Consider the following 14,377-nt stretch of genomic DNA (forward strand, 5'->3'; position numbering starts at 1 on the left):
TGGACTTGTTTGCTTATTTATACAACGGCAACTGCATGGTGACAGGTTTGATATCCAGGCGCAGGTTTTGTATGGAATAGCTTTCAGAACCGGATGCGTTGGAATAATAGCCCTGGCTGTCGGCGACTTTTCTAAAACTGAATTCGAAACCCAGTTCGGGTTGTTGGTCCATGCCAAAAGTCAGGCCAATTGCGCTTTCCTGCTTGCTGTCGATTAAATGAAACATCAGGTCGGTGACGACCGTATTGGCCAGAATATCTGGATAGAAGCGTTGATCGGTATTATAAGGCTGGGCCGGGTTCAGCTTGCCTTTCAGTTTATCAGCCGACGGGGTCAGTACTTTGCTTTGCAGATTGAAGCGATCACCACGATCGAGGTAGCTGATGCGGGCATTGCTGACGTTGAAATTGCTTTGAGTGACATCAGTAGTCGCTTCACTCAGATCAAGCAGGATAGCACCTTTGTAGCCTATGACTTCCACTTCATTTTGATGGGTAATCACCATCGCCGTATTTTCATCCACGCCCAGGCCCAGCTTATAATTTTTCTTCAACATGACAGGCAGCATGCGGGCAAAGCGACCGCGGATAATCAGGTGCTGATCAATAAAGACATCCGGTCCAATAAAGCCAAGACCGTTTGCGATTTCCTTGCCATCGCTGACCCCCAGCTTCAGCGTCGGTAAGACTGGTTTGGCGTCATAGAACATGGTGGTACTCATAATGGCAGCACCGGCGCTGCTGCCAGCGATGACACCGCCACGACGATATATTTCCCAGATCGCTTCCAGCATCGCTGTTTTACTGCCATCTGCATTGACCAGTGCCTGGATGATGCGACCCTGGTCGCCACCAGTAAAGTACACGCCAGTTGCGCCTTTTAACTGTTTCAGCCATGCGGCATCGCTGGCGATATCTTGCGGCCTGAATTTAGGGTGCTTGACCGACAGGGGAATTACAAAGGCTTGTGCACCGTGCTGGTTTAATGATTCTACTGTCAGCTCACCTGAGCGCTCAGGGTTGGCAGCGGCGGCAGGGATGACCGCTATCTTTGCCCCCTTGCCACCGGCTTGCTGGACTATGCGTTGCCACACTGCGGCATTGTCAACGCGTAATGCGCCACCGATAATGACCAGCGAGCCTGAAGGGGGAGGGATGTCTTTTGCGTCAGCAGTCATAGGGAACTGGAAAACAATGGCAAGGCAGCATGCCATGAAAAGTTTAAATTTACGTCTTGTATATGTCAGGAAAATGTTCATTGCTTCGATTCCGGTTTTACCACATGAAGTGATGCTGAGGAAGCTTTCTCTGATGCTGGTACGGTATCAGCTTACCTCAGGATTAAAAAAGGGAGCAAACATCATTCAATGTTGCTCCCAAACGCGCTTTCAGAGATGTTTTTAGTTAAGTAAATGCAGCATAAGCTCGGCTATCATTTGAAGGCATAATTGGCTGACATATAGAAAAATCGTCCGCGTGGGTCGGTATAGCTGGGGTCATACCCGGCCAGGAAACTATAAATCTGGTTAGACCTTGGCGGGTTGGTATCGAGCAGGTTTTTGATACCGGCCCTGAAAGTCAGAGCTTTGCTGAATTTATAGCTGCTGCTGACATCCCACAAGACATAGGCTTCCACATCGCGAACAGAGCCGTCAGCCAGTGGGTTTTGATCGTGATAACCCTGGTAGTAAGTCTGTTGCAGGCTGGCACCCCATGGGCCGCGGTCAAAATCGAATGTCAGGGTATGCCGCCAGCGTTGTACTACCTGGGTATCGGTATAGACACCAACACCATTTACTTCAGGGCTGACAGCGGTGTTCCTGGTTTTATAATCGAATACATACGTACCGTTCAAACCCACGCTGAATTTGCCCAGGCTGTTTTCTGGCAACTTCCAGTTGACGTTGACATCAACGCCCGAGGTTTTCAGTGAGCCGATATTTTTGACACGGCCGTCGACTGACAGGATAGGGCCAGGTATGCCTGGCAGGGCAGGATCTGCTGCACCGCGTATGGCATAGCCGGGGTTGGATTTTGGATCGCTGAAATATGCGCCCTCATTGGCCAGCAGGGTGTCGGATTTCTCTATGCGCCAGTAATCGAGTGATGCCGTCAGGCTGCGCATCGGTTCCAACACGATACCGGCAGAGTATTGTTTCGAGGTTTCCGGTTTCAGGTTGGCTGTACCGCCCTTGATCAGGTCAGGCTGAATGCCGCAATAATCGGGGTTCTTGGTGTTGTCGATATTGCCGACTTTGATACATCCCAGCGGGTCGTTGTAGATGCCGCTGGTTTGACCGGTACGGGCCGGTTCATTGATATCAGCCAGGCTCGGGGCGCGGAAACCAGCGCTGTATGAGCCCCGGAACACAACTTCCTTGGCAGGATTCCAGCGCAAACCCAGCTTGGGATTAGTGGTGCTGCCGACATCGTTATAGCTGTCGTGGCGTAAAGCCAACTGGGCTTCCAGATTGGTCAGCAAGGGCAGGTTCAATTCTGCGAACAGGGCTTTGACAGTGCGGCTGCCACCATAGGCAGATGCTGCGCCGTCACCACGGATTTCACCTGCTGCCAGCAAGGCTGAAGGCGTGAATTCCAGTTTTTCACGCCTGTATTCTGCCCCTACGGCCAGACCGGCATTGCCGCCTGCCATGGCAAACAATTCACGTGAAGCCTTGAAATCAAAAGAATCCGTCGTGGCCCTGGACTGGCGTGCTGCATCACTGATTTTTGCAGCATTCAAAAGTGTCGTGCCGTCTGTGCTTGAAGGACCAAACGGGTTGATCTTGCCAGTCAGGAAGGCGCTGTCAAAAGCCGAGGTTTTCACATAGCCATTGATGTATTTGTCATCCACCTTGCTGACACTGTGATTGATGGCGGTATCATAATCCCATCCAGCTATTGTTCCCTTTGCGCCAATCACAAGACGCTGTGCGATCGCGTTGACTTCATTGGTGCGCGGGCCGGCAGCGCTCAAGCGCAAACCTACGCGCAACGGCGTTTTATTGGTCGTGATCAGGTCATTGGGATAATAGGGGCCATTGACAGGGTAATTGAGATTGGAGACTGTCAGGGGGCTGATGCGGTAGGTGGTTTTGGTATCGCTATGCAGGGCTTCGGCAAATAAGGTGTTGTCGCCATTAATTGCAAACTGGGCACGACCTAAAAGTGATGCACGTTGTGATTCCGGAAAAATTTCCGTGTCGTGCATATAATCATACAGACAGGCCTTGCTGCCTACAAAGCTATCGGCGGCGAAAATCGTTGCAGGTGGGTTGCAATTGGGTGCGCTGGGGTTCAGGCGCGAACCTGTCGTACCACCGCTGGCGGTGGTACGGCGCACATTGGCCGGAAAGGTATTCGAACTGCCCACATCCAGATTGATGTCAGGTTGATAGACTGAACCTATCCAGCTGCGTTGGGTAGCGCGCAGACTGCCTGTATTCTGGAAATTGGCTACGCCCATCAGGTTGTACCGGTCTTTGTTCAAGTCACCGATACCGCCAGACAGGCTAACTATTTTCTTGTCAGCGCCACCATGCTGAGTATCACCATAGTAGGCTGATATTTCTGCGCCCTGGTAATCGGGGCGGGTAATGAAGTTGATGACGCCACCAATGGCATCGGCACCATAGATCGCTGATGCACCATCTTTTAATACTTCGACGCGCTGGATAGCGGCAGCAGGAATGGAATTCAAGTCTACGCCAGAAGCCGTACCAGGCGATGCGAAATTGGCCAGGCGGCGGCCATTGAGCAAGATCAAGGTGGAAGACACGCCTATGCCGCGCAGATTGGCTCCGTTGAAACCACGTTGCGTACCGCCGTTGTCACTGAAGCTGGCACCGTCGGTCAAGGCAGCGGAACTGGCAGATACCTTGCTCAGCAATTCAGCAGCGGTCGTGACACCCGCTTTTTCTATCGCTTCACGGTTGATGATCTGAACCGGCAAGGCGGTTTCGGCATCTATACGCTTGATAGATGAACCCGTGATTTCCACGCGTTGCGGTTTATTTGCCTCATTTGATGCATTGGTTTCAGTTTGCGCCCACGCACTTTGTTCCGCCATGCCCAGCATCGCCATCACAGTCAGTGCAGACCAGGTTGCAGCTGCTACTTTCTTGGGTATGGGCTGAAACATTTGTTTTCTCGTTGCCATTGCCTTGCTCTCCTCAGGTTTTACAGAAATTTAAAAAAAGCATCCCCCTCAGGCACCCCGGAGGGTGACTGTGATTTGCTTATTTTTTGGAATTTACTTCTTGGTTTTGTTGCTATCCGGCTGTGTATATTTCACGTTATTGTCAGCACTGTGCAAATAGGCTGAAATGGCTTCCGTCAGGCGCATGGCCTTTTCTACATTCTTTTTGTTCGATACCATGATGCTGCTGACCAGCGCTTCTATCACGGCAATTGCCGCGCTCGAACTGCTGGGCAAAACACCATGTGTGCTCGGTGCCAGCAATAAAAAGTCGCCCAGTTGCGCGATAGGTGAAGCCGGTGAATCCGTAATTGTCACGATGCAGGCTGAATGATCCCGCACAAACTGGGTGAGCTTGATGACATCAAGTGCATAGCGCGGGAAAGAGATAACGATTAATACATCCTTGTCAGAAATATTGGCCAGATGGCCGGCCGCGACCTCAGTGCCGCCATAGCCAACGACTTCAATCACATGCGGGCAAAAGGGTTGCAGGTGCAAAGCCAGTATGCCGGCCAGGTGTGCACTGAGGCCAAAACCCATGACGTAGACGGTGGCAGCTTTGCTTAAGCGTGTGACGATTTGCCCCAACACTTGCTCTGACATGCCCTGGTTTGCTGCATCAATATTGGCTGTGGCAAATTGCATGCTGTTGTGTGCCGGCGAAGGCGCATTTTTCCCGGATTCTATGGTGTTGCGCAGTTTTTCCACCGGTTGAAAAACCGCCTGTACCACTTCTGCAATCTGGTTACGCAGACCTGCATAATTGGAAAAACCCATGTCGCGCGCAAAACGACTGATAGTTGCGGTAGAGACCTCGCATTGCTCTGCCATATCTTCTATACCCAAGGCAGTCACTTTCACCTGGTTGCGTAAAAGAAAATTGGCGATGCGTTTATACGAAGCCGAACCTTCTTGCAGCACCAGCATCAGTGATTCACCCAGCGTTGATCTGGCAAACACCAATTCTGGTGAGGTGGATTCAACTGGGGTATTTAGTTTTTTCATGCGAATAATTTGGTAAGCATTCTTTTGTCGATGAATGAACTGTAGACCGGTTTAAAAATATTTTCAATAGATATTGTCTGTTTTTTTTCATAAATGTAGAATATGTAAAAAATCGTTCATAAAATTTACGGGGACAGACAGATAAGGCGCTGTTGTTTTTTCGGCTTACTTTCATTTCAGAGCAACTTGAATCATGCATGTCAGCCAATCTCTGATTTTGCATTTCAGGCGAATTCAAGAAGATGTGTGGTTTAAGCCTCATTTTTGTACTTCCTGCGGATTACATGACGATCCTGATTCATCCTTTAACATCGAAGAAAAGAGTGTTCTATGCAGATACAGCGTCATGCCTTACCACCTGCCAGTAGCGGAACAGTTCGTGAAATACAGAGTTTTCACTATGGCAATGCCAGTAATGGCCGTAAGGTATACATTCAGTCTTCGCTGCATGCCGATGAAATACCTGGCATGCTGGTTGCGCACTATCTGCGTGAAATGCTGGTTAAACATGAAGCACGGGCAGATATTGCGGGTGAGATTGTCGTCGTCCCCGTCGCCAACCCAATCGGGCTGTCACAAGATGTGCAGGGCACAGCTTTTGGGCGTTTTGATCTGGCGACCGGTATAAATTTTAATCGTGGCTACCGTCATCTGACATCACAATTATTACAGCGGCTGGAAGGAAAGCTGGGCGCAGACAGCAATACAAACACCACCCTGGTAAGGCAAGCTGCGCGCAGTTTGCTGCGCGAATGGCATACAGAATCTGCCACCGAGAGCCAGAAAAAAATTCTGCAAACCTTGGCGATTGACGCTGATATTGTGTTGGATCTGCATTGTGATAACCAGGCCGTCATGCACTTATATACAGCGACGCCACTGGTGAACGCCGCCATGCCACTGGCAGCTTACCTGGGCGCACAGGCATTGCTGGTCTCGGTGTTGTCGGGCGATGACCCTTTTGATGAATCATGCTCAAGACACTGGTGGGAGCTGGCAGAGCAATTGGGTACCAGCACACCACTTGGCAATGCCTGCCTTGCCGTGACAGTTGAATTGCGGGGCGAAACCGAAGTCAGCCATGAACTGGCTAAGGCTGATGCGCAGGCCATCATTCAGTTCTTGCAGCATGCTGGGCATATTGCTGGTGACGCGCCCGCTGTTCCGCGAGCACTTTGCAAAGCCACGCCCCTGGAAGGGGTAGAGCCATTGTGCGCACCGCATGCGGGTGTGTTGGTATTTAGAAAAAACACAGGCGAACATATTTTGGCAGGTGAAAAAATTGCCGATATTGTCGACCCGTTCAGCGGCATAGTGACACCCGTGCTGGCGACTGTCCCCGGTATCTTGTTTGCGCGGGTTGCCAGACGCTATGCAACGCATGGCATGCGCATAGCAAAAATAGCCGGGCCAGTGGCTTATCGAACCGGCAATTTGCTGTCTTTGTAGGGAGTAAATCATGTTGAAAAAACTCAGGTTGCCAAATACCTTTGTCTTGCTGTTTTCATTGCTGGCATTGATTGCCATCGCCACCTGGCTGGTACCTGGCGGTAAATATGATAGTCATGTCGTCAATGGCAAGACACTTATTGATCCCGCTACGTTCCATTATGTCAGCAGCAATCCGCAAGGTGCAGTGGCGTTGATGATGGCGCCGATCAAAGGTTTTGTCGAAGCCGCACTGATCATTGGTTTCGTGCTGATTGTCGGTGGTGCTTTCTCGGTATTGCAAAAAACCGAGGCGATTGACGCAATGATCAAATCGGTCGCCAAGGCACATACCCATTCGCGACTGGTGCGCGCAGCGATTATTCCCTTGTTTGTCACTCTGTTCTCGCTGGGCGGTGCCACCTTTGGCATGGCAGAAGAGGCGATACCCTTCGTGATGATTTTTATTCCGCTGGCACTGGCATTGGGTTATGACTCGGTGGTGGGGGTATCGATTCCTTTCATCGGCTCACAAGTCGGTTTTGCGGCTGCTTTTCTGAATCCCTTCAATGTCGGCATTGCGCAGGGCATCGCTGGTGTGCCCTTGTTTTCTGGCATAGGTTTTCGCTTGCTGGCCTGGGTGCTGGCGACGGCGGTGACGATTGCCTTTCTGAGTTGGTATGCGGCGCGTATCAAGAAAAATCCCTCACTCAGCCCGACCTTTGTTATTGATCAGGAAAAACGTGGCAATCTGAAAATAGAAGAATTCACCAGCTTCACAGGCATGACTGCAACACACAAAGCGGTATTGTCTTTATTCTTGTTGACATTGATGACCATGGTCGTGGGCGTCGTCAGATACAGCTGGTATATAGAAGAAATCGCTGCATTGTTCCTGGTGATGGCAATACTGGTCGGCATTGTCGGAAAATTGCCCGCCGATAGCTTTGTCGAGGCTTTCATGCAGGGTGCCAGGGACCTGGTGACGACGGCACTAGTGATTGCATTGGCGCGTGGCACGATGATACTGGCGCGTGACGCCAATATCATCGATACCATGCTGTATTCACTGATGCCGTTTGTGCAGTCGGCCAATCCCATTTTTGCTGCCCACAAGATGTTTGTGATTCAGTCTGTCATCAATTTCTTTATTCATTCCGGCAGCGGGCAGGCAGCGTTGACCATGCCCATCATGGCTCCCCTGGCTGATCTGGTGGGGGTGACAAGGCAGACAGCCATACTGGCTTTCCAGTTCGGCGAATTTACGACACCGATGATACCGACATCAGGCATTACCGTTGGCGTGCTGGCACTGGCACGCATACCCTGGGCAAGCTGGGCAAAATGGATGATACCGCTGCAATTACTTTATTTCGTGCTGGCGCTGAGTTTGCTGGCTTTGTCTTGTGTGATCAGCTGGTAAGTTCTGCTTACTCTTCATCTGCGAGCAGTTGTTCCAGACGTTTGGGATAATTGTTCAGAAAGTCACGGGTCACCGCAAAGTGTTCCGTGTCTTCATAGCTGGTTTCCGTAATGCCGCTGCCGTCAAACTGGTAAATTTTTGCATGCGGATACGACAGCAATATCGGTGAATGGGTGGCGATAATGAATTGCGAACCATTCTGCACCAGTTGATGGATGACGCTCAGGGCTGCCAGTTGGCGGTTTGGTGACAGGGCAGCTTCGGGTTCATCCATCAGGTAGAGTCCATTGCCTTGCAGTTTGTTGAGCAACAGCGCCATGAAAGACTCGCCATGCGAGCGCGCATGCAGCGAGCCGCCGTAGCCTTCGACATAGCCGACTTCATCCATATAAGTGGCGACGTTGAAGAAGCTCTCTGCCCGCAAGAAATAACCATCGCGTGGTTTCTTGAAGCTTTTGGATAATCTTAAATTCTGATGCAACGAAGACACTGATTCGGTAGTGCGAAAAGCGACGTTCTTCGTGCCGCCCTCCTGCCCATAACCCAGTGCCATGGCGATGGCTTCCAGTACGGTTGATTTACCTGCACCATTTTCACCGACGAAAAAGGTGACGTCTGCATGAAACTCCAGCATATCAAGTTCCCTGACAGCCGGAATGTGATAAGGGTAGCTGTCAAAATCAATGACAGTATCATCGCGCATGCTGACGCGTTGCAGATAAGGTTTGGCGGAAAGGCTCATGGCGTCATTTTAATGTCGTGCGTTACTGGGGCGTACAGATGCAGTATTTAGTTCATTAACCAGCGCCGCATTGCAAAACTCAGTGCATCCACCATGGCTACCAGCACCAGCATGGCAATGATGACGGTGGCTGCAGTCTGCATCTGGAACAGTGAAAGATGATACTTCAGCATCTGCCCGAGGCCACCGGCACCCACTACGCCGAGTATAGCGGCCGCGCGGATATTGTTTTCCCAGCGGTACAAGGTGTAAGAAAGCATTTGCGGCAGGCTTTGTGGCAGCGTGGCATACAGGAAGGCGTCGATGGCAGAAGCACCATTCAGGCGCAAAGTTGATTCTGCTTGTGGTGCGGCGTTTTCCAGTACTTCGGCAAACAGGCGACCAAGTACACCGGTAGTATGAGCGGCCAGCGCAATCGTGCCAGCAAACGGCCCCAGGCCAGCGGCAATCAGCATGACAGATGCCCACACCAGTTCGGGTATGGCACGCGCTACATTCAAAAATAATCGCGTGCTGCTTTTTGCCGCCTTGCCAAAGCGGCCACTGGCTGGCAGGGCAAGAAACAGGCCCAGTATGGCGGCAATCAAGGTACCCAGTGCGGACATGGCCAGGGTTTCAAATGAGGCCAGGGTGGTTTTGCTGAGCAGGGCAGGGCTGATGTCTGGCGGTGCAAAACCTTGCATGAATTCCCAGGTTTTACTGGCGGCATCGTCGCTGAACAGGGCACGCCATTCCATATTCAGGCTGACAAAGCTGGCTATCACCAGGAAGAGAATGCTTGCACTTAATACCAGCTTGAGTGGGCTATAGTATGAAGGTGCAGCGGGCATATGGTTGTCATGCGTACTCATGCCAGTGCCTTGCGGAATAATTTACTGGCCAAGTCGGCGATGCCAACCAGCACCACAAAAACGATCAACATGGTCGACACTTCTGCGCCAGACAACATTTTCATGGATTCATCCATACGCTGCCCCAGGCCGCCAGCGCCGACAAAGCCCATGACGACCGAGCCGCGTATCGCGCATTCCCAGCGGTAGATGGTGTAGGAAATCAGTTCCGGTGCAGCATTAGGCAAGGCACCGTACAGAAATGCTGTCAGGCGGCTGCTGCCGTTTCTGAGCAGGCTGTCGGTGGCGTGAGCATCATTGGCTTCGAGGATTTCTGCATAGACTTTGCCCAGCATGCCGGCATAGGTGAGGGCAATGGCAAATACACCAGCAGTCGGCCCCAGCCCTACCAGACGCACAAACAGCAGGGCCCACACCAGTTCGGGCACGCTGCGTAGCAAGACTAGCTTCCAGCGTACGATCTGGCGCAGCAGTGTCGCCATGCCATGCATGCGGCCGCCGCCTATGCGTGAAATCGATAAATGCGCATTGACGATCAGGGTCATGGGTATTGCACCCAGCAAGGCCAGCGTCAGACCAGCGGTGGCCATGGCAATGGTTTGCCAGGTCGCTTCCAGCACAATGAGTAAAAATTCTGGGGAATGCGCAGGTGGGAAAAAACCGGACAGGAAACGCCAGGTCGCGCCCAAGCTCTGTGCGTCTATCAGTTGCCAGGGCTTGAATTCAGTGATCAGCAACATGGGCCAGAGCAGCACCAGCATGCACAGCGTGACTGTTACCCGCATGCGCCATGCAGGGTCATGCGGGGTATCTGGATGACTTGCCTGGTAGATCATCTTGCTTAAAAACAGCGGAGAGTGTCAGGCAGGTCAGACAGGTCAGCCAAGTCAGACTGGTCTGGGGCTGGCATTTCAATTTTTTGTGCGCTGAGATTGCCCGCATTGCCGGTATTCCGGTAAAGATCAGCGATCATCTGATCATCCACCTTGTCGCTGTCGAACAAGACTTGACCAGCACGTAATCCTATGATGCGCGGGAAGTGCTGGCGTGCCAGTTCCACCTGATGCAGACTGCAAATCAGTGTCGCTTGACGTTGCTTTGCTTCCTGCTGCAGGGTATTGAGGGTTTGCAGGGCCAATGTAGGGTCAAGCGCAGAAAGCGGCTCATCCACCAGCAGCAGGCTGGCATCGGACAACAGTAGGCGTGCCAAACCACAGCGCTGGCGCTCGCCACCAGACAATTTATCTACCCTGGCATAGAGCTTGTGTTGCAGATCAAAATGCTGCAAGGCTTGCCAGGCAGCCAGCGGGTCTGCAGGCTTGATCAGATTGCGTAGCGCCTGCGCTAGCGTCCATTGTGGCAGGCGACCTGCCAGAACAGCAGTAACGACGCGCTGGCGTGCAGGCAAAGGCGGGGTTTGCGGTGCCAGGAACAAATGATGACGCAAAGCATGACGCGCCTTATGCGACAGTGCCCAGACATTTTTATCCATGAAGTGATATTGCCCACTGGTTGGCCGATGCGCCGCAGCCAGGGTATGCAGCAGAGTGGTTTTGCCCGCACCAGACGGGCCTATGATGGCAATCTGCTCACCCTGGCTTACCGTCAGGTTCAGGTTTTCAAGTATGTATTGCTGTTGCGCTTGCCCTGCCACCGGCGCAGTGTGTACGGCACCGGGAAAAGCCACGTTCAATTGCTGCAAACGCAGCTGTGTTACCGTCATTGCTGCCGACATTACTTCAGCAAGCCGGCATTATGTGCCGCTGCTTCGATGGCTTTGTAGTTGTCAGCCTTGGTCGTGATGAAGCGTGTTGCACGTTGCAGATCTAGGATTTCCTTGTCTTGCGGATTGGCGGGATCAAGATTCAGGAAGGCATCGGTGATCTTCTTGCGCAAGTCGGCAGGCATGTCCGCACGGACTGACCAGTTATAATCAAAATAGCCTGGCGTGGTGTAAAACACGTGTACCAGCTTGGTATCAACCTTGCCCTGCGCCAGCAGTTTTTCCCAGACTGAAATATTCAGGGCGCCTGCATCGACTTTGCCACCAGATACGGCAGCGACAGTTGCATCATGCGCGCCAGAAAATGCAATACGCTTCATATCCGTATCAGGGTTGATCTTGGCTGCCAGCAAATAAGAGCGCGGCATCAGATGGCCGGAAGTGGAAGATTCAGAACCGAAGGTGAAGGTCTTGCCTTTCAGGTCTTCGAGTTTAGTGATGTTTTTATCGGTGGTAATGAAGACTGATTTGAATTTTTCGTCTTCTTCACGTTGTACCAGCGGTATGACCTGGTCTTTGCTGCGGACCTTGGCCTGGACGAAAGTGAAGCCACCAAACCAGACCATGTCGAGTTTTTTATTGATCAGGCCTTCTACCGAAGCTGCATAGTCCGTGACGGGAATGAACTCCACTTTCATGCCCAGTTTTTTCTCCAGCAGTGCACCCAGAGGTTTGAATTTTCGCTGTAATTCTGTGGGCGCTTCGTCCGGTATGGCTGATACGCGAAAAACCTGTTGCGCCAGACTTAGACCAGAAAATGTCAACAAGCCAGTTGCAAGTGCAAGGTGTAAGGCGCGACGGAAAAGAGAAAAATGTGGAGCAGGTTTGGACATGGCATTTCCTTTTGGCCGGATATCAAAAAATACGGCTGAAGATTCAGCCGCGTGATGAACTTCTCGTTGGTCTAAGACGGGTTTATCTGCTGTATCGAGTGCGCATCAAAATGTTGCAAAGGCAGGTAATGGCATTGGTTGCGGCCATACTTCTTTGCTTCATAGAGGGCGGCATCAGCACATTTCAGCAAGGCATGCTGATCAATATCCGGGTGTTTGTAAAAATTACTGAAACCCACACTGATACTGATGTGTTCACTGACCCGGGATTTGATGTGGGGAATATTCAGATCCAAAACTGAAACGCGCAATTTTTCTGCGAACTGCATGGCAGAATCAGGTGCCATATTTGGCAACATCAAAATGAATTCTTCGCCCCCAAAACGGGCCAGCACGTCAGTCGCCCTTAACAATTGTTTGCGCAGGGCAGAGGCAACCTGTATCAGTGCCTTGTCACCTGCAACGTGGCCATAGCTGTCGTTGTATTCCTTGAAATAATCGATGTCGACCATGAATACTGACAAGGGCACGTTATGACGTACCGCATGGCCTAGTGCCATTTTATAATGTTCGTCAAAGAAACGGCGGTTATAAATACCCGTCAGGCTGTCGGTCGTTGCTTCCCGTTTCAAGGTCTCGGAATGGGAGAGCAGGATTTTTTCGCGCTTGATCGATGTCGTTGAATCACTGATCTGTATCAGGCAATCACGTCCGCCAAATTCTGATGCGATCGGGGTCAGGGTAATGGACTGGTGTATGCGTTTTTTTTCCGTTTCCTGTTCGCCGCGCTGAAACAGGGGCAGGGGCGAACGATGCAGCGCATTCGACAAGACTACCGGCAGGCCGTAATTCAGCGTATTGCTGATGGCACTTAAGATCGCACGGCTGGGAAGTTCTTCAAAAGCTTCGGATATATGTTTGCCTACGGCCTGCGTAGACTGAACACCACTATGTTTTTCCACCCAGCCATTCCATAGTCTGACGATCTGATTGCAGTCAACGACAATCAAACCCAGGCTGATGGAATTTAATATCTGTTCCAAAGCGAACGGCGAGGGAAGTAACACTTGTGTCATCAGACAGCTCCCAGAAACCTGTCCAGCTGGAAGACCAAATCCTTCAGGGAAGTTGAACTTAACAAGAAAATCAAATGTCCTTCAGAATGCCGTCTTTCTATCGCCAGATCAATATGCAGCAACAGGATATAGGGTTGATCCAGATCATCACTGATGCGGCGGAATATCTCTTCGGTCGTGGCCACAGAATAATCAGGCAGAGAACAATTCAGGGGGATATTGAGCATGTCTGCCATGGCAGACAGGCAGGCGTTCAGGATGATATTGCCCAATTCACACATGGCTTCTTGCTCAAATTCAGCCAGATCTTCTATGCTGATTTGCGAGCCCATCATATCGCGCACGATTTCCAGCGCATGCGCTTCGGTAAACAGCAAAATTGCTTCTGCTTCAAATGAACCGCTAAATGTCTGATGTACTGCCCCAAATTTTTCGCTTTGCAAGCCGATGGCGGCAAAATCTATTTCAGATGACTTGCGAATCTCTACTGATGGCACGGACAACCGGACTTCGTCACCGACAATATCGCTGAGGCTGGCCGCGGCCCGCCCTGCTCCGACATTGAAGACCTCGCTTAATGCATCGAGATGAAGTTCGGTCAAGGAATTCATTGTCCGCTCGCGAAATATTTAAGTACGATGGTGATGGATTTTTCTGTAACCGGTTTTGCTACAAAAATCGTGCCTATGGAGTTGGCCCTTGTTTGCATTGTGTCCTGCACGTTCGCAGAAAAAATCGCAATACGAATCCTGGGATTTTTCTGCAATATCATTTCAGCCGCATCCGTGCCGAGCATGCCAGGCATATTGATGTCCATTGTGCAAAAGTCAGGCTGATGTTCTTCTACCGATTTAATGGCTTCGTCGCCATTGCCTGCTTCAATAATTTCCCACTCTGGATGAGCGGCCTTGATGTGTGCACGGATCACCATGCGTGAAACCTTGCTATCATCAACAATTAGTAGTTTTTTCATAATATTTTTTATATGGGACGAATCTACCTGGCAGCTGCAAATCGTGCTGGTAGTAGCTTAAAT

General features: G+C 51.1%; 13 protein-coding genes. 2 read left to right on the forward strand and 11 right to left on the reverse strand.

Going from position 1 to position 14,377, the window contains the following annotated elements:
• Positions 1-13: 13 nt before the first annotated feature.
• The 3 genes from ACO0LH_RS19910 to ACO0LH_RS19920 all read right to left on the reverse strand — a co-directional run bounded on the left by ACO0LH_RS19910 (position 14) and on the right by ACO0LH_RS19920 (position 5,205).
• Positions 14-1,177, reverse strand: a complete 1,164-nt coding sequence (locus ACO0LH_RS19910; RefSeq protein ID WP_422942884.1) for a cyanophycinase — start codon at positions 1,175-1,177, stop codon at positions 14-16.
• 254 nt (positions 1,178-1,431) lie between these two features.
• Positions 1,432-4,158 (reverse strand): TonB-dependent receptor, encoded by a 2,727-nt coding sequence (locus ACO0LH_RS19915; protein WP_422942885.1) that lies wholly within the window; start codon positions 4,156-4,158, stop codon positions 1,432-1,434.
• A gap of 93 nt (positions 4,159-4,251) precedes the next feature.
• Positions 4,252-5,205, reverse strand: a complete 954-nt coding sequence (locus tag ACO0LH_RS19920; RefSeq protein ID WP_422942886.1) for a MurR/RpiR family transcriptional regulator — start codon at positions 5,203-5,205, stop codon at positions 4,252-4,254.
• A 330-nt stretch (positions 5,206-5,535) separates the two neighbouring features.
• Between ACO0LH_RS19920 and ACO0LH_RS19925 the strand changes: the two genes are divergently transcribed.
• The gene (locus tag ACO0LH_RS19925; protein ID WP_422942887.1) at positions 5,536-6,654 is read left to right on the forward strand and encodes a succinylglutamate desuccinylase/aspartoacylase family protein; all 1,119 of its coding nucleotides are present in this window, start codon (positions 5,536-5,538) and stop codon (positions 6,652-6,654) included.
• 10 nt (positions 6,655-6,664) lie between these two features.
• Entirely contained in the window at positions 6,665-8,056 is a 1,392-nt protein-coding gene (locus ACO0LH_RS19930) for a YfcC family protein (protein WP_422942888.1), read from the forward strand.
• Between the two features lie 7 nt (positions 8,057-8,063).
• Here the strand turns inward: ACO0LH_RS19930 and ACO0LH_RS19935 are convergent, their stop codons facing one another.
• The 8 genes from ACO0LH_RS19935 to ACO0LH_RS19970 all read right to left on the reverse strand — a co-directional run bounded on the left by ACO0LH_RS19935 (position 8,064) and on the right by ACO0LH_RS19970 (position 14,314).
• Positions 8,064-8,798 carry an AAA family ATPase gene (locus ACO0LH_RS19935; protein ID WP_422942889.1) on the reverse strand — a complete coding sequence of 245 codons (735 nt, stop codon included), beginning with the start codon at positions 8,796-8,798 and terminating at the stop codon, positions 8,064-8,066.
• Positions 8,799-8,845: 47 nt separating this feature from the next.
• Positions 8,846-9,649, reverse strand: coding sequence for a phosphonate ABC transporter, permease protein PhnE (gene phnE / locus ACO0LH_RS19940; protein WP_422942890.1), 804 nt, complete (start codon positions 9,647-9,649; stop codon positions 8,846-8,848).
• Positions 9,646-10,485: a PhnE/PtxC family ABC transporter permease gene (locus ACO0LH_RS19945; protein WP_422942891.1), complete on the reverse strand. Its 840-nt coding sequence runs from the start codon at positions 10,483-10,485 to the stop codon at positions 9,646-9,648. Before ACO0LH_RS19945 ends, phnE begins: the two co-directional genes overlap by 4 nt.
• A gap of 5 nt (positions 10,486-10,490) precedes the next feature.
• Positions 10,491-11,384: a phosphonate ABC transporter ATP-binding protein gene (locus ACO0LH_RS19950; protein ID WP_422942893.1), complete on the reverse strand. Its 894-nt coding sequence runs from the start codon at positions 11,382-11,384 to the stop codon at positions 10,491-10,493.
• The gene (locus ACO0LH_RS19955; RefSeq protein ID WP_422942894.1) at positions 11,384-12,265 is read right to left on the reverse strand and encodes a putative selenate ABC transporter substrate-binding protein; all 882 of its coding nucleotides are present in this window, start codon (positions 12,263-12,265) and stop codon (positions 11,384-11,386) included. Before ACO0LH_RS19955 ends, ACO0LH_RS19950 begins: the two co-directional genes overlap by 1 nt.
• Positions 12,266-12,336: 71 nt before the next feature.
• On the reverse strand, positions 12,337-13,341 hold the full coding sequence (locus ACO0LH_RS19960; protein WP_422942895.1) for a GGDEF domain-containing protein: 1,005 nt from the start codon (positions 13,339-13,341) through the stop codon (positions 12,337-12,339).
• Positions 13,341-13,952 carry a chemotaxis protein CheC gene (locus ACO0LH_RS19965; RefSeq protein ID WP_422942896.1) on the reverse strand — a complete coding sequence of 204 codons (612 nt, stop codon included), beginning with the start codon at positions 13,950-13,952 and terminating at the stop codon, positions 13,341-13,343. Before ACO0LH_RS19965 ends, ACO0LH_RS19960 begins: the two co-directional genes overlap by 1 nt.
• Entirely contained in the window at positions 13,949-14,314 is a 366-nt protein-coding gene (locus ACO0LH_RS19970) for a response regulator transcription factor (RefSeq protein ID WP_422942897.1), read from the reverse strand. The genes ACO0LH_RS19965 and ACO0LH_RS19970 overlap by 4 nt, the downstream gene beginning before the upstream one ends.
• Positions 14,315-14,377: the final 63 nt, after the last annotated feature.

Origin of the sequence: Undibacterium sp. TJN19, from assembly GCF_049339485.1 — a bacterium.
Taxonomy (GTDB): Bacteria; Pseudomonadota; Gammaproteobacteria; order Burkholderiales; family Burkholderiaceae_D; genus Undibacterium.

Excerpts from the sequence above, each read along its gene's own strand:
- ACO0LH_RS19950 (WP_422942893.1), bottom strand. The coding sequence starts at position 11,384 with ATGTCGGCAGCAATGACGGTAACACAGCTGCGTTTGCAGCAATTGAAC.
- ACO0LH_RS19965 (WP_422942896.1), bottom strand. The coding sequence starts at position 13,952 with ATGAATTCCTTGACCGAACTTCATCTCGATGCATTAAGCGAGGTCTTC.
- ACO0LH_RS19915 (WP_422942885.1), bottom strand. The coding sequence starts at position 4,158 with ATGGCAACGAGAAAACAAATGTTTCAGCCCATACCCAAGAAAGTAGCA.
- phnE (WP_422942890.1), bottom strand. The coding sequence starts at position 9,649 with ATGAGTACGCATGACAACCATATGCCCGCTGCACCTTCATACTATAGC.
- ACO0LH_RS19945 (WP_422942891.1), bottom strand. The coding sequence starts at position 10,485 with ATGATCTACCAGGCAAGTCATCCAGATACCCCGCATGACCCTGCATGG.
- ACO0LH_RS19920 (WP_422942886.1), bottom strand. The coding sequence starts at position 5,205 with ATGAAAAAACTAAATACCCCAGTTGAATCCACCTCACCAGAATTGGTG.
- ACO0LH_RS19930 (WP_422942888.1), top strand. The coding sequence starts at position 6,665 with ATGTTGAAAAAACTCAGGTTGCCAAATACCTTTGTCTTGCTGTTTTCA.
- ACO0LH_RS19970 (WP_422942897.1), bottom strand. The coding sequence starts at position 14,314 with ATGAAAAAACTACTAATTGTTGATGATAGCAAGGTTTCACGCATGGTG.
- ACO0LH_RS19960 (WP_422942895.1), bottom strand. The coding sequence starts at position 13,341 with ATGACACAAGTGTTACTTCCCTCGCCGTTCGCTTTGGAACAGATATTA.
- ACO0LH_RS19955 (WP_422942894.1), bottom strand. The coding sequence starts at position 12,265 with ATGTCCAAACCTGCTCCACATTTTTCTCTTTTCCGTCGCGCCTTACAC.
- ACO0LH_RS19935 (WP_422942889.1), bottom strand. The coding sequence starts at position 8,798 with ATGAGCCTTTCCGCCAAACCTTATCTGCAACGCGTCAGCATGCGCGAT.
- ACO0LH_RS19925 (WP_422942887.1), top strand. The coding sequence starts at position 5,536 with ATGCAGATACAGCGTCATGCCTTACCACCTGCCAGTAGCGGAACAGTT.
- ACO0LH_RS19910 (WP_422942884.1), bottom strand. The coding sequence starts at position 1,177 with ATGACTGCTGACGCAAAAGACATCCCTCCCCCTTCAGGCTCGCTGGTC.